At 38.0% G+C, this 271-nt stretch carries 1 protein-coding gene; it reads right to left on the reverse strand.

The window, feature by feature from the left end; genetic code table 11:
* On the reverse strand, positions 1–153 hold a 153-nt coding region (locus SB773_RS31835), incomplete at its 3' end, for a flavin reductase family protein (RefSeq protein ID WP_410594320.1).
* Positions 154–271 lie beyond the last annotated feature (118 nt).

The raw sequence follows: 271 nt of genomic DNA on the forward strand, positions 1-271 counted from the left end.
GCCTATGGATATGATAACCAACCTTGGGTTAAGGGAAACTGACATAAATGCATTCGCCGTCATACCGTGTGCTTCATTTTCTAAAAGTGTCGTGATCACTGTTACTCCTGTAGCAAATTTCCCCATCGCATTTCTAAAATTTCTATCATCCATCATTTTATAACCTCCTTAAAATTTGCACTGCACTGAGACTTTGACTCAAAAGGTATCTGTTTTAAAAATTTAACCGTCACTTCTTCCGCAACACCTCCCTTCAGCATTTCTATAACTT

Source organism: Bacillus sp. SIMBA_074 (assembly GCF_046534555.1).
Lineage (GTDB): Bacteria > Bacillota > Bacilli > Bacillales > Bacillaceae_G > Bacillus_A > Bacillus_A mycoides.